This window comes from Paenibacillus xylanilyticus (assembly GCF_047246825.1).
Lineage (GTDB): Bacteria > Bacillota > Bacilli > Paenibacillales > Paenibacillaceae > Paenibacillus > Paenibacillus xylanilyticus_B.
This window is the reverse complement of record NZ_JBFOLB010000006.1, coordinates 159,498-173,675: the sequence shown is the minus strand read 5'-3', so window position 1 is coordinate 173,675 and position 14,178 is coordinate 159,498. Positions and strand designations below refer to the sequence as shown.

The window sequence follows — 14,178 nt, the reverse complement described above, 5'->3', positions numbered from 1 at the left end:
TGGGGATAACAGTGATCTGAAGGTTGTTCTGTCATCGTAGTGGCCAGTGTAATATCTTTAGTTGAACTTATATCGACCGAGAGGAGCGAACGCGAGATATGCTGTTGGAGATGGATCAGATTACGAAGAAATACGGCGGCTTCACCGCCAATCGGGATATCCGTTTTAATTTGCGTGAGGGAGAGATTCATGCCCTTGTTGGTGAGAATGGAGCGGGTAAAACAACCCTGATGCGCATGCTCTACGGAATGGAGCAGCCAACGTCAGGTACGATCAAAGTCCGCGGGCGCGAGGTGAGCTTCGCCACCCCGTCTCAGGCCATGGCAAGCGGCATTGGCATGGTGCATCAGCATTTCATGCTGTTTCCTTCCTTTACGGTGGCCGAAAACATTGTCATTGGCCGCGAGCCGGCGGCAGCGGGCGTGTTTGACCGTAAACAGGCAGCCGCTCAGGTGAACGAACTAGGCAGGAAATATGGCATGCCGGTTGACCCGTGGAAAAAAGTATCCGAGTGTCCTCTCGGCTTGCAGCAGCGTGTGGAAATTCTCAAGGTGCTGCATCAGGGTGCAGATATCATCATATTGGACGAGCCTTCAGCGGTATTAACACCGCTGGAAGTCAAAGAATTGCTGGCGAATATGAAATCCCTTGCCAAGCTGGGCAAGACGTTTGTATTGATTACGCACAAGCTGCAGGAAGTCATGGATGTAGCAGACCGGATCACCGTTCTTCGAGATGGTCAGATAACGGGAACATTGGAAGCGAAGGACACCAATGTGGAGGAGTTATCCCGCTTGATGGTTGGCCGTGAATTAATACGATTGAACAAGCAGCCATCCGTTCCGGCAGAAGCGGTACTTCAGGTGGATGGAGTAAGCTTGTCCGGAGCAAAGGATCGGTCAGCGCTTAAAGATATCCATATGGAAGTTCGAAAAGGTGAGGTCGTTGGCATTGCGGGCATCTCCGGTAACGGTCAATCCGAACTGATCCAGGTCATTGCGGGACTGCGCAATGCAGACAGCGGCCGTGTTCTGCTCTCAGGGCAGGATACAACGAATTGGCCTGTCCGCCGCATTCGTGAGCATGGACTTGCTCACATTCCCGAGGATCGGTATATGTGGGGAGCGGCCAAGGACGCGAGTGTTCGTGAGAACGGACTCATGGGACATCATCACCGGCTACAGACGAGGGGTGTCATCAAGGCCAAGGCCGCACGTGCCATGGTGGAGGGCTGGATTAAGCAATTTAGCATCAAGACAGGTTCAGCGGAGACGAAGGCACAGTTCTTGTCCGGAGGTAATCTGCAGAAGCTGATTGCTGCGCGTGAATTCGCGCAGGATGCTCCGTTTTTGATTGCGGCGGAACCTACTCGGGGTGTGGATATCGGAGCAATGGAGACAATCCATGCCGAGCTGCTTCGCAAGCGCAATGAAGGTGCTGGCGTGCTGCTCGTTTCCTCCGAGTTGTCCGAGATTTTGCAATTATCCGATCGGATCATTGTGATGTATGAAGGTGAGATCGCCGGGGAACTGAAGGCGGACGAAGCCACAGAAGAACAGATTAGCTTGTTGATGGCAGGAGGGAAAGAGCGGATATGAATCGGGTAAAAGAAACACTTCGCGGTCTCGTACAGCCGCTGCTTGCCATATTGATCGGTTTGCTTGCAGGAGCTGTGGCCATTCTGGTCGTAGGTGGGAATGTATTGGATACGTACGCAGAGATGTGGAAAGGGGCCTTCGGCAACTTCTACTTCTTCACCAATACACTGGCTCGTTCGACACCCATTATACTTGCTGGACTGGGCGTAGCACTTGCATTCCGTGCTGGATTTTTCAACATGGGAGCGGAAGGCCAGATGATTCTCGGGGGACTCAGTGCCGCGCTGACGGCGCTCTATCTGCCAGGCCCGGGCTGGTTTGTCTGCATTGCAGCCATTGTGGCGGGAATCCTGGCCGGAGGGATCTGGTCGGTGTTTGCAGGTTGGCTGGATGCCAGGTTTGGCATGAACCTGTTGATTACAACATTGCTCCTCAACTATATTGCCATTTATTTTGGTGGATACATGGTATCCTACCCATTCAAAGATCGTACCGGATCCGCAGCAATGGCTCAGACTCCGATGATTGATCAGACTGTCTGGCTGCCCAAGCTCTTCCAGGGCATGGGACTTCATGCCGGATTTATCATTGCCATTGTAGCTGCGATTCTGATCTACTGGTTCACACACAAAACCGTAACCGGTTATGAGATTCGCATGCTCGGAAGCAATCCGTCGTTCGCGACTTACGGCGGGGTACGCCGGATTCGGATGATGATGCTGTCCATGGTGATCAGTGGTGGACTGGCGGGTCTGGCGGGTGCTGGCGAAGTGCTGGGAACGCAGTACCGTTTCTTGGACGGATCACTGTCCTCTGCAAGTTATGCATGGAGCGGTATCATGGCGACACTGCTTGCCCGCTCGCACCCGCTAGGTACCGCTGTAGCGGCGATCCTGCTTGCTGCTCTGCAGACAGGCGCAATGGGCATGGAACGGAATACGGATGTCCCACTTGAAGTCGGCAGTGTGATCCAGGCCGTGCTGACGTTATTTGTATCAGCCCAGATCGGGTATTCATTCCTGAAGCGGAGAAAGGAGAAAAAGTCCAATGCAGCAACTGTTTGATGCAGCCATGTTTGGCTCTACCTTGCGGATTATGACTCCGATCCTGCTTGCAGCGCTCGGCGGGGCGTTATGCTCCCGTGTGGGCCTCTTCAATGTGGGTCTCGAAGGACTCGTTCTGATCGGCGCTTTCTCCGCGATCGTTGGCAACTATTTGTTCGGCAACGTACTTCTGGCCGTTTTGTTCTCCATTATTATCGTAATGTTATTCTCGGCACTTTTTGCCTTTATCAGTATTAATCTGAAGGCGAACGCCATCGTGGTCGGGATCTCATTGAATTTCCTGGCGACAGGATTAACGACCTTTGCACTACGGGCCATTTTTGATGTGAAGGGTGCATACTACGACAAGGACATGGTGGGACTTCCCAAATGGGATATTCCCCTCATTAAGGACATTCCTTGGGTTGGCGACGTAATCTCGGGGCATAGCCCGCTCGTGTATCTCGGAATCATACTCGTTATTGCATTACAATTTTATCTGTTCAAAAGTGTGTCCGGTTTCCGCCTGCGTTCCGTGGGTGAGAATCCTATCGCGGCGCAGAGCATCGGTATCAAGGTGCGCGGCATTCAGTATGGTGCAGTTCTGATGTGCGGTATCCTGTGTGCCCTTGCTGGCGCTCAGTTGTCTCTGGGTCAGGTTACAATGTTCACCGAGGGTATGACCGCAGGCCGTGGCTTTATCGCATTGGTCGCTACCATGCTTGGACAAGCGAATCCGCTTGGTGTAATGGGCTCCAGTGTGCTGTTCGGCTTCATGGAAGCACTCAGCATTCGTCTGCAGGGCTTCTCCCTGCCAACGCACTTTACCTTGATGCTGCCGTATATTGTGACGCTGGTTGCAATGTTCTTTTTCAAAGATCGTACCTATGCGCAAGATGCACTGAAAGCGGGCGGAAGCTCGCGTTAATGTAAAACGAAGGAGGGTTAACATTGCATAACAAGGCTGAACGTCTGAAAAAAACCAAAACTCCAGCACCCAAAGCGGGTGCTGAGCATGGAGATCGGCTGCCGCCGGGACAGATGCTAACCGAGAAATTCCCGATTTTGCATGAAGGTGAAGTGCCGGAATACGACCTGTCCACGTGGGACCTGAAAGTGTTCGGCGAGGTAGAGGAAGAGAAAGTGTTTTCCTTCGCTGAGCTTCAGGCCATGCCGCAGGTGAATACCGTAAGCGATATCCACTGCGTTACCCGCTGGTCGAAGTTCGATACACCGTGGGAAGGCATTCGTTTTTCGGATTTCATCAAGCTCCTGGGGGTCAAACCCGAGGCCAAATATGTCATGATCCATGCCGATCATGATTATGAGACGAATGTTCCGCTCGAAGAATTGATGCACGACGACGTATTGCTTGCTTTCAAATATAACGGCGAGCCGCTTACACCGAAGCATGGCTACCCGCTGCGCCTGGTGGTGCCGCAGCTGTACTTCTGGAAGAGTGCCAAGTGGATACGCGGTCTGGAATTCATGACAGAAGATCGTAACGGATTCTGGGAGAGCAATGGGTTTCACCACTTTGCCGATCCATTCAAGGAGCAGCGCTTCTCGGGCGAAGATCTGCCGATTCCGGAAGACGAATGGACGAAGAAGGAGTTTGATTAATATGTTGATGCCTATTTTGCAGATTCAATCGGAAGACATGCCTGCTTATGCCATCGTCTGTGGTGACCCGGCACGTGCCGAGAAGATTTCCCGCAAGCTGGAGCAGGCAAGAGAACTGGCGTTCAGCCGGGAATATCGCACATTCGTTGGGTTGTATGAAGGCGTGGAGATGGCTGTTGTCAGCCATGGCGTTGGTTCACCGGGGGCAGCCGTCTGCTTCGAGGAATTGATTCGCGCTGGGGTGACCACCCTGATTCGTGTCGGAACAGCAGGCTCGTATACTGCGGATTACCCGGCAGGCAGCGTGATTGTCAGTACGGCAGCGGTCCGCTCGGATGGATTAACCCGCCAACTGGTACCGGATGGTTTTCCTGCGGTTGCTGATATCGGAGTTACACAGGCGCTGATTGAAGCTGCACAGGAGAAAGGGAATGCGGACGCGGCAACCGCTGCAGGCAAAGTCGGTGTGGGCATCACAGTGACACTGGATGCGTTCTTCACAGGGGTGGAGGAGATTCCTCACCGCAAGTATAAACAGGCTGGTGCGCTTGCAGCTGAGATGGAAATTGCGGCGCTCTATATTGTCAGCACATTGCGCGGTGCACGTGCCGGAGCGATTGTGGCGATCGATGGTTTCGCGGACAGCGATCTGGCGGCCGAGTATGATCCGCATACGGATGCAGTAGCACATGCAGTTGAACACGAGATGAATGCGGCTCTGCGTGCGCTTGCTGCGCTCGCACGCCAAGATCAGGCGTAGGCATCGCTCATCGGGGTGCAACGTAAGGTGAAGTAAAGCTCCATCTGAAATGGTTGGTTTGAAAAAGGGACGTTCACTTGGTCATGTTGTATGACCTTAGTGAACGTCTTTTTTATATATAGCGAGTTACTTCCCGAACAAGTGCTGCGCCGTCTCGATAAACAAACGGGATGCCGGGGAAGCTTCCACCAGGGAAGGGACAGCAATCTCAATATTGCGATAAGCCTTCGGTTCAGTAGGGACTGCTTTTACACCAGGAGGTAGCCAGGAAAGAGAAATGGCAGGCAGCAAAGCGGTACCCAGTCCCTGTTCAATCATGCTAAGGCAAGTGTTGACGTTATGAACAATAAACCCGAATTTAAGCTCCGCTTCCGCCCGTCTGAACAAATCCACAATGGGCACTTCGTATCCGCCATTGCATATAATCATCGGATGTTGGTTCAGCCTCTTCACCGGCAGGATCTCCTGATCCGCAAAAGGCTCATCCTCCCGAAACACGGCCAGCATCTCTTCGTTATACAGCGGCAGCGTCTCATAAGCCCTATCCAATGGTTCCTTATCTGTCACAATAATGAGAGCAACATCAATAGAGCGTGAATTAAGCCACTCCTGAATCTCATGAATATTTCCCTCATGCAGCTCAAACTCAATGTGCGGATAGCGGTCACGGATGGAGCGGATAATTTTGGGCAGCAGATGGGCAGATGACATGGGAAAAGAACCAATGCGAATGGTACCAATCTCAAGTCCTTTTTCAGCCGCAACAACCTGTTGGACTTTATCGTATTGCTGCAAGATCCGACGGAAGATGACCAATATTCGCTGCCCCACATCGGTAAGTAGAATGCCGTTCCGCCGATCCCGTATGATCAGGGTGACGTCCAATTCATTTTCAAGAGAAGAGATGGCCCGGCTGACCGCAGGCTGCGTCATATTCAGTTCCTGTCCTGCACGGGTGAAACTTCCGGTCTCGGCAACTTTCACGAACAACTGTAATTGTGAATTGGTCATAACTAATATGGTATGCTCCTTATGATTAACATGCATTTCAATTATTTCGGTGATTATTGTATCATGGAGACACGGAAACGATCAACGGATAGGAGAGGTTAACTTATGGCTTTATCACGTGCAAAAGCAGGCTGGGTCCTTGCTTTTCTGGTACTTATGTGGGGAGTAAACTGGCCCCTGACCAAATATGCGTTAAATTTCACACCACCGCTTTTGTTTGCAGGCATGCGACTGTTAATTGGCGGACTGTTGCTTGGTATCTATGCTTTTCCACGGTACAAAACGCTGCGGCTCCGGGAAACCTGGCATATCTATGCTATCTCTGCGGTGCTGAACATTATTTTCTTCTACGGCTTTCAGACCGTTGGCCTGACGGAAGTGCCCGCAGGTTTATTTTCCTCCATCGTGTTTCTTCAGCCTGTGCTGCTCGGGATCGGGGCCTGGCTGTGGCTGGGCGAGTCGATGTATGGATTGAAAATCGCCGGACTGGTTCTCGGGTTTGCCGGTGTGGCGACGATCAGCATCGGCGGCATGACAGGCAAAGTATCCCCCGAAGGGGTTATGCTTGGACTGTTTAGTGCGATCAGCTGGGCGATTGGGACCGTATATATGAAGAGAACATCAACGAAGGTGGACGGGATCTGGATGACGGCGATTCCGATTCTGATTGGCGGGGTTGTCCTGACGTTGACGGGTACAGCCACAGAGAGCTGGGCTGAAGTGCAGTGGGTACTTCCTTTTATACTGGATATGCTGTTCATTTCGGTGTTTGTCATTGCAATGGGATGGCTCGCGTTCTTCAAACTGGTCAGCTCCGGCGAAGCCAGCAAGGTGGGGTCCTTCACATTTCTGATTCCGCTGATTGCCCTGCTATGCAGTGTGCTGTTCCTTGGGGAATCGGTGACGGTCAATCTGATCGCAGGTTTGGTCATGATTATAGCCAGCATTCTGCTCGTAAATCTGAAGGTAAAGGGCAGCAAAGTCGCAAAAATATAAAAGCTAGTGGTGAACCTCCTCGATCCAGCTTTCCAGCTGGGCGGGAGGCTCGCCACTTTTTTGTTATTAAGTGAATGAATTATAATTTCTGGCCAAGAAGGGGGAGAAGGCGTGGAGTAGCGAATTAGTTTATGAGCATACAGAATTTAACATGATCTAACGAGGAGGTGTTTTCATTAACCCATGTCGCTTACAACACTCATCTGGTTATTTCTTGTCACTTTTCTGCTTCATGATCTCGAAGAAATCATTTGGGTAGGTCCCTGGATTCGGAAGAATAAAATAAAAGTTCTCCAGCGTGTCTCGCCAAGGATCTCCAAACGTCTGGAATCCATGCTGCGGATCAACAGCAGCCAGTTCGGTGTGGCTGTACTGCTGGAATTTGTCGTCTTCATACCCTTTGTGTATATTGCGGCGGAGTATGGGCATTATTTTATGTTTTTGGCTTTTAATACACTCTTTTTGCTGCATGTATTTACACATATCGGGCAAAGCTTGTACCTGAAAATGTACACCCCGGGGGTAGTCAGCGCAGTATGTATCACGTTGCCGTACGGCATGTATCTGTTTTACCGATTTCTGAACGAGGGAATTGTAACTTGGGGGGAGGTATTGGTAAGCATACCAGTGGGACTTGTAGTTCTGCCCATTGTTATGTTGGGTCACGAACTTGGACGCAGACTTATACCGGATACATAATGGAATTTCATTAAACAGGAGGCGAATGGAATATGGGGTGGAGTGAATTTCGTGCAATTCCTTTTGAATATAATGATGAGGTGCGGCAGATTGATGAACAACTGCTTAGACTGGTCGCTGGACGGAAAAATATAACGGGAGCGGTTCAATACCATCCGCCTCAAGAGATTATTGATGAATGGGTAACATCACTGGATATGAAGGAAGAAGACATCCGTTATGTTCTCCGTAATGTTCAACCTATGCCGCAGAGACATTTCTTTCCGCGCGAAGAACTGCCATTGATCGGTGTGGTGCCGATTATGAAGAAAGCAGTAATCGATTCATGTGAGTACCTCATAACCCATTCCATGCAATATGAAACAGAGAGTATAGTTCATCTGGAGATTCAATATAAGGGGAAGGAAGCTGAGCGTGTACATGTGGTACCACATCTGGCACTAGAGATTATTAGTGGACAGGGTTATATGTCGATGAGACATAGCAGTCGTGGAGGGGGTGGCGAGACACAAATGAGTTTTCGCGTGGTACCCGCCCTGCCTTCCACTCTGGAGAATATTCAATTCTCACTGATCCCTTCAATCCCGGAGCTGGAACATAAGATAGAAGAAGTCATATTGGACAAACAGGTGGACTTCGAATAGCATCATTGCGAATGGGAATGAAAAAATTGGGTAAGTTATATAAAGGAACATCATTATGATGATGAAATATAAAGGAGGACTCTAGAATGACACAGAATAATCAACCTCAAGATGAGGCGGAAATTCGCAACAAGCTGGACGAAGACGGGGATTCCTTGATGGAGAAAAAGAAAATCATGAACGGCGTGGATATCGAGCCCGAAGCGGATGATTGGGCTGCGAAGCCATCTCCAGTTGCATTTGATGAGGGAAAATCCTCCAAAGAATAAGACGAAACGAATGAGTCGTTTCTAACCAAAGCAGATACCGCCTGAGGTATCTGCTTTATTTTGTTATATAATAATGTGAATTCAAGCAAGGAAGGTGTGATGAGAGTGGATCGTATCCATATCAGAAAGGCAGAAGCTAGAGACTATCCTGGTGTATCGCTGCTAATGGATGAATTGCATCTAATGCATGTGGAGGCTCGGCCCGATGTGTACAGAACAATGCAGCCCAGGATGGAGAAGCAGGAGTTTGTAGAGTTACTAGAAACGGACGAGCGTTATCTCTATGTTGCCGAATCATCAAGCACAGGTGAAATTTTTGGTTACGGAAGTGCACAGTTAAATTGGATTCAAAATGTGGATCTGCTGTGTGATCGCAAAATACTGTATATCAATGAATTGGTTGTTGGAAGCGGTCAGCGGGGTCAGGGGACAGGGAAGAAGTTGATGCACGCTCTAATTGATTTAGGCAGGGAGCTCCAGGCAGACAGTGTCGAATTGACGGTATCTACTTTTAATACGGGTGCGCAGGCCTTCTACGAACAAATGGGTCTGTCTGTCCGAAGCAGCAGGATGGAGTACATACTGTAGCGGTTTCTTGCACAATTTATAATAAATAAGGGATTAGAAGAGGACTTTTTTCGCAAAATAAAGACTTTATTTTTAATGCTTGAATACCCCCGTGGGGTATGTTACACTGTGAAAAGAACGAAGAAAAGGGGTGTTCATGATGGATCATCAGAGCCATCCCAAGGAACCCTTGGAACCATCGGTAACGAACCAGCCGGAAGCGGCTGTACCGCCCGATCAACAAGCGGCTGCATGTCATTCTGAAGGCAGTGACGGGAAGCATGTGCGTAAGAGCCATCACTCGCAGGAGATGAAGGGGAACCTGATATCCCGTTTGAACCGTGTCGAAGGACAGATTCGCGGGATCAAGGGACTGATCGAGAAGGACACATATTGTGACGATGTGCTTACCCAGATTGCGGCTGCGCAGTCTGCGCTCAATTCAGTGGGCAAACTGCTGCTGGAAGGTCACATGAAGAGTTGTATCGTTGAACGGATCCAAGCGGGGGAACACGAGGTTGTAGATGAGCTGTTGGTTACGGTAAGGAAATTGATGAAGTAATGATTTGCAGAAAGAAGTAATCATTTATATATGCCAAGGAGGAAATGAATTATGTCTAACGTTACTCTGAATGTTACTGGAATGTCGTGCAACCACTGTGTAAAATCAGTCGAAGAAGCTGTGAAAAGTGCGGGAGCCAAAGGACAAGTGGATCTGGCAGCAGGAACCGTTGCAGTGGAATATGATGAACAGCAAGTCAATGTGGAGCAGATCAAGGCTGCCATTGAAGATCAAGGATACGATGTAGTCTAAGAAGTTGGCTTAAACGGTGTTCTCTCGATTTATGGCTCAGTCCAAAGTGCCGACAGGCGTTGATCACGAGAGGTGCATCGTTTAAGCCTGATTTTTTGTTTACTTTATACCCCATAGGGGTACCTTAGGATGACGATTCAAGTATGAAAGGAGACCGACATCATGGATAAATCATCATCAACGGATAATACACCAGGAGCCGGATTGCAGCCGGATGGTTTGAAGACAACGCTGCAGATTACGGGCATGACCTGTGCGGCCTGTTCCACACGGATTGAGAAGGGATTATCACGTATGGAAGGTGTTCAGCAGGCCAGTGTCAATCTCGCCATAGAGCAAGCAAGCGTGACCTACGATCCGAAAGCTGTTAGTCTAGGCGCATTGCGGGATAAGGTGGAGGCGCTTGGCTATGGTACAGTGACGGAGTCTGTTGATCTCGATATTACGGGTATGACGTGCGCCGCATGCTCTGCCCGAATTGAAAAGGGGCTTTCCCGATTGCCAGGCGTATCGCGTGCGAATGTAAACCTGGCGCTGGAGACAGGGCATGTTGAATATGCAGCCGGAGCATTGAAACCTTCCGATATCACGGCCAAAATCAAACAGCTTGGTTACGGAGCAGAATTGCAGCAGACACAGGAAGAAACCTCATCTGTCCGCGAGCGTGAGCTGCAGCGCAAGAAATGGAAGTGGATGATATCCGCTCTATTATCGATACCTCTGCTATGGGCGATGGTAGGTCATTTCTCGTTCACTTCTTGGATCTGGGTGCCTGATCTGTTTATGAATCCGTGGTTCCAACTGGTGCTGGCTGCACCGGTACAATTCGTGATTGGATGGCAATTTTACGTGGGGGCTTACAAGGCCTTGCGAAACGGCAGTGCCAATATGGATGTGCTGGTCGCTCTGGGTACAAGTGCGGCATTCTTCTACAGTCTGTACCTGACCCTCACAAGTGGATTTGTAACCTCAACGACAATGGATCATGGTGGGATGGGGACGAACACAATGGCCACCATGCCTTCAGTAGAACTTTATTATGAAACCAGTGCCATTCTGATTACATTAATCTTGCTTGGCAAATGGTTTGAAGCCGTAGCGAAAGGCCGTTCGTCGCAGGCCATTAAAAGCCTGATCGAACTCGCTCCTCGTGAAGCCCGGGTAATGCGAGACGGGCAGGAAGTGGTTGTACCTGCAGCATACGTGGCAGTAGGTGACCTTGTTCTGGTAAGACCAGGGGATAGCATTCCCGTGGATGGCATCGTGGAAGAAGGGCAGTCCTCAGTAGATGAATCCATGCTGAGCGGCGAGAGTTTGCCTGTCGATAAAAAGCCTGGTGACGCTGTTACGGGTGCTACGCTGAACAAAAATGGTGCACTGAGACTGCGCGCGACCCGAGTCGGTTCAGATACGGCGTTATCTCAAATCATTAAAGTGGTTGAACAGGCGCAGGGTTCCAAAGCGCCCATTCAGCGAATTGCAGATGTCATTTCGGGAATCTTTGTCCCGATTGTGGTCGGGATTGCTGTATTGACATTCCTGATCTGGTATCTGTTCGCAAGTCCCGGTGATTTCGCCGGATCGCTTGAAAAAGCGATTGCCGTACTGGTCATTGCCTGTCCATGTGCACTCGGGCTGGCGACACCAACCTCAGTCATGGCCGGGTCAGGGCGTGCGGCTGAGTATGGCATCCTGTTCAAAGGCGGCGAACATCTGGAATCGGCACAGCAGATTCAGACGGTTGTGCTGGACAAAACAGGCACGGTCACTCAAGGCAAACCGGTACTGACGGATGTAATCACAGCACCTGATTGGGCAGAAGCCGAACTGCTGAAACGGGTTGGAGCAGCAGAGCAAAGTTCTGAGCACCCGCTGGCGGAAGCCATCGTAGAAGGAATTCGAGCCAAAGGACACACCTTAACCCAATCGGAGCAGTTTGAGAACGTGCCGGGGTATGGCGTTCGGGCCAGAGTCGAGGGTCAGGAAGTTCTGGTTGGAACACGGCGGCTGCTTGCAGATGCTCATGTGGAGGTTCCGGAGGCGACCGTTCAACAGATGAACGACTTGGAGGAACGCGGCCGCACGGCGATGTTGGTTGCGGTTGATGGCCGCTGGGCAGGTACAGTGGCTGTAGCAGATACGATCAAGGATACATCACGAGAAGCCATTCAGCGTCTTCAGGCCATGGGTATTGATGTCATCATGATTACGGGGGACAATGAGCGCACTGCTCGTGCTGTAGCGGAACAAGCGGGTATCCATAATGTCCTGGCAGAGGTCCTGCCTGAGGGCAAAGCAGCAGAAGTGAAGAAGCTGCAGGATCGCGGGCTCAAAGTGGCTATGGTCGGCGATGGGATCAATGATGCACCTGCTCTGGCTACAGCAGATATCGGCATGGCGATCGGCACGGGGACAGATGTAGCGATGGAAGCGGCGGATATTACGCTGATGCGTGGTGATCTGAACAGTATTGCGGATGCGATCGAAATGAGTCGGCGCACCATGGGCAATATTAAGCAGAATCTGTTCTGGGCCCTTGGCTATAACGTGATCGGTATTCCTATTGCGGCAGTGGGTTTCCTGGCTCCTTGGCTGGCTGGTGCAGCCATGGCATTCAGTTCGGTATCCGTTGTGCTGAACTCGCTGCGTCTGCAACGGTTGAAGTTGGAACGTAATCACAAATAGGCTGTGGTCATGGGCTGCATCCTTGTCGTCACATGTCTAAGAGAGGAAGCGCGGTTTGCTGCGGCGAGCCGTGCTTTTTCTTGTCTTCTTATGAAAATGTGCAGCACTATTTGTGAAATGTAAATTATGTTTTCTGAACATTTCAGAAATCAGTTGACAATAGTGACATATGCCATTAAAATTTAAACAATTGTTTGATTCAAACGATCGTTTAAATCAAATTAGAACTATTTTGTAATGGGGGACCTTATTCATGTTACAGGCATTACGCATTTTATTGAAAAAACCGCCAGTGATTGTAGGGATCGTTACGGCACTTATGTTCCAAGTGATCTTTAGTGTCATCTGGATGACTGCATATTCCGGCGTGAACGACCGCACGAATGAATTGACGGTTGCGATTGTGAATGAGGACGGAGAAATGTCCCAAGGGATAGCGGATAGTATGGCTAAAACACTGCCTTTCCACACGGTATCCGATCTCAGTTCTGCTGAAGCATTGGATCAATTGAATCATCACCAAGTGCACATGGTGCTGAATATTCCGGCAGGTTTTAACGAGCTGCTTCAGACCGCGGGTTCCACAGCCGAAATTAAGTACACGATTAACGAGGCTAACCCGGTTACGATCAAAAGCATGATGCAAGGTGTATCACAAAGTGTAACAAACACGATTAACAAGCAAGCAACAGCTCAAGGTGTACAGACCCTGCTGACGGCTACAGGAGCACCTGCGGATCAGGCTGCAGCTGCTGCTGCCAACCTGGCTTCCCGGGTCGAAGGAACAACAACTTCGATTAACCCCGTGAATGGAATGAATAATCAGATGGTACCGATGATGATGGTACTAGCTTCTTATGTCGGCGCCATGATCATGGGTATGAATCTGCAGACAGCAATGGGGATGCTGTCAGCTACGCACTCCCGCCTGACGCTGTTCGGTGCGAGAATTGTGATTAACATCGGATCCGCTCTGGTTGTATCCCTTCTCGGCTCATCGTTGATTGTTGCGCTGGGAGGACAGATTGCTCAAGGATTCGTCGCTTTCTGGTTGTTCCAGGCTCTGTTCCTTTGCACGTTCATGTTCTTCTCCCAGTTCTTCCTGATCTGTTTCGGACCTGCAGGAAGCCTGTTCAACATCATCTCACTGTCCCTGCAGCTGGTATCTTCCGGTGCAATGGTGCCGCGTGAACTGCTTAACAGCTTCTACAGCGGAATTGGACAGTATTTGCCTGCAACGTACGCGGTTCAGGGTATTCTGAGCGTTCAACTTGGTGGACCTGGAGTTCAGTCGGCAGCAGGCTCTGTTGCCATTGTCCTGGTCATCGCGGTTGCACTCTCCCTAGTTGTGACATTGTTGAAAAAACACCGCATGCCAGCGGCTGCACCAAGCCCGGCTCAAATGAATAACTAACATTACAGTTGTACCTGACTTCATAGCAGTGGAACAGGCACCCCGGTGAATTTCA

15 protein-coding genes are annotated in these 14,178 nt (G+C 50.2%); 14 read left to right on the top strand and 1 reads right to left on the bottom strand.

Annotated elements, in window-relative coordinates; translation table 11 throughout:
* Positions 1–98 precede the first annotated feature (98 nt).
* From AB3N00_RS25905 to AB3N00_RS25885, 5 genes are read left to right on the top strand one after another with little or no spacing between them, the layout of a single operon-like run.
* Complete coding sequence (locus AB3N00_RS25905; protein WP_413037140.1) at positions 99–1,598, top strand: ABC transporter ATP-binding protein; 1,500 nt, start codon at positions 99–101, stop codon at positions 1,596–1,598.
* Positions 1,595–2,662, top strand: coding sequence for an ABC transporter permease (locus AB3N00_RS25900; protein ID WP_413037139.1), 1,068 nt, complete (start codon positions 1,595–1,597; stop codon positions 2,660–2,662). Before AB3N00_RS25905 ends, AB3N00_RS25900 begins: the two co-directional genes overlap by 4 nt.
* On the top strand, positions 2,646–3,569 hold the full coding sequence (locus AB3N00_RS25895; protein ID WP_413037138.1) for an ABC transporter permease: 924 nt from the start codon (positions 2,646–2,648) through the stop codon (positions 3,567–3,569). Before AB3N00_RS25900 ends, AB3N00_RS25895 begins: the two co-directional genes overlap by 17 nt.
* 23 nt (positions 3,570–3,592) lie before the next feature.
* Positions 3,593–4,264, top strand: coding sequence for a sulfite oxidase-like oxidoreductase (locus tag AB3N00_RS25890; RefSeq protein WP_095291643.1), 672 nt, complete (start codon positions 3,593–3,595; stop codon positions 4,262–4,264).
* A gap of 1 nt (position 4,265) precedes the next feature.
* Positions 4,266–5,024, top strand: coding sequence for a nucleoside phosphorylase (locus tag AB3N00_RS25885; RefSeq protein WP_413037137.1), 759 nt, complete (start codon positions 4,266–4,268; stop codon positions 5,022–5,024).
* Positions 5,025–5,150: 126 nt separating this feature from the next.
* Here the strand turns inward: AB3N00_RS25885 and AB3N00_RS25880 are convergent, their stop codons facing one another.
* Positions 5,151–6,035 carry a LysR family transcriptional regulator gene (locus AB3N00_RS25880; protein ID WP_175395859.1) on the bottom strand — a complete coding sequence of 295 codons (885 nt, stop codon included), beginning with the start codon at positions 6,033–6,035 and terminating at the stop codon, positions 5,151–5,153.
* A gap of 105 nt (positions 6,036–6,140) precedes the next feature.
* Between AB3N00_RS25880 and AB3N00_RS25875 the strand changes: the two genes are divergently transcribed.
* The 9 genes from AB3N00_RS25875 (at position 6,141) to AB3N00_RS25835 (ending at position 14,123) form a co-directional block, all read left to right on the top strand.
* Positions 6,141–7,031: a DMT family transporter gene (locus AB3N00_RS25875; protein ID WP_413037136.1), complete on the top strand. Its 891-nt coding sequence runs from the start codon at positions 6,141–6,143 to the stop codon at positions 7,029–7,031.
* A gap of 183 nt (positions 7,032–7,214) precedes the next feature.
* Positions 7,215–7,730: an HXXEE domain-containing protein gene (locus AB3N00_RS25870; RefSeq protein ID WP_413037135.1), complete on the top strand. Its 516-nt coding sequence runs from the start codon at positions 7,215–7,217 to the stop codon at positions 7,728–7,730.
* Between the two features lie 32 nt (positions 7,731–7,762).
* A complete protein-coding gene (locus AB3N00_RS25865) occupies positions 7,763–8,374 on the top strand; it encodes a hypothetical protein (RefSeq protein WP_413037134.1) in 612 nt (203 codons plus the stop codon).
* Positions 8,375–8,460: 86 nt separating this feature from the next.
* The gene (locus AB3N00_RS25860; RefSeq protein ID WP_175395855.1) at positions 8,461–8,643 is read left to right on the top strand and encodes a hypothetical protein; all 183 of its coding nucleotides are present in this window, start codon (positions 8,461–8,463) and stop codon (positions 8,641–8,643) included.
* Positions 8,644–8,742: 99 nt separating this feature from the next.
* Positions 8,743–9,231 carry an N-acetyltransferase family protein gene (locus AB3N00_RS25855; protein WP_413037133.1) on the top strand — a complete coding sequence of 163 codons (489 nt, stop codon included), beginning with the start codon at positions 8,743–8,745 and terminating at the stop codon, positions 9,229–9,231.
* A gap of 139 nt (positions 9,232–9,370) precedes the next feature.
* Positions 9,371–9,772, top strand: a complete 402-nt coding sequence (locus tag AB3N00_RS25850) for a metal-sensitive transcriptional regulator (protein WP_175395950.1) — start codon at positions 9,371–9,373, stop codon at positions 9,770–9,772.
* A gap of 51 nt (positions 9,773–9,823) precedes the next feature.
* Entirely contained in the window at positions 9,824–10,024 is a 201-nt protein-coding gene (locus AB3N00_RS25845; protein WP_175395853.1) for a copper ion binding protein, read from the top strand.
* 162 nt (positions 10,025–10,186) lie between these two features.
* Positions 10,187–12,709 carry a heavy metal translocating P-type ATPase gene (locus AB3N00_RS25840; protein WP_413037132.1) on the top strand — a complete coding sequence of 841 codons (2,523 nt, stop codon included), beginning with the start codon at positions 10,187–10,189 and terminating at the stop codon, positions 12,707–12,709.
* 253 nt (positions 12,710–12,962) lie between these two features.
* Positions 12,963–14,123, top strand: a complete 1,161-nt coding sequence (locus AB3N00_RS25835) for a YhgE/Pip domain-containing protein (protein ID WP_413037131.1) — start codon at positions 12,963–12,965, stop codon at positions 14,121–14,123.
* Positions 14,124–14,178 lie beyond the last annotated feature (55 nt).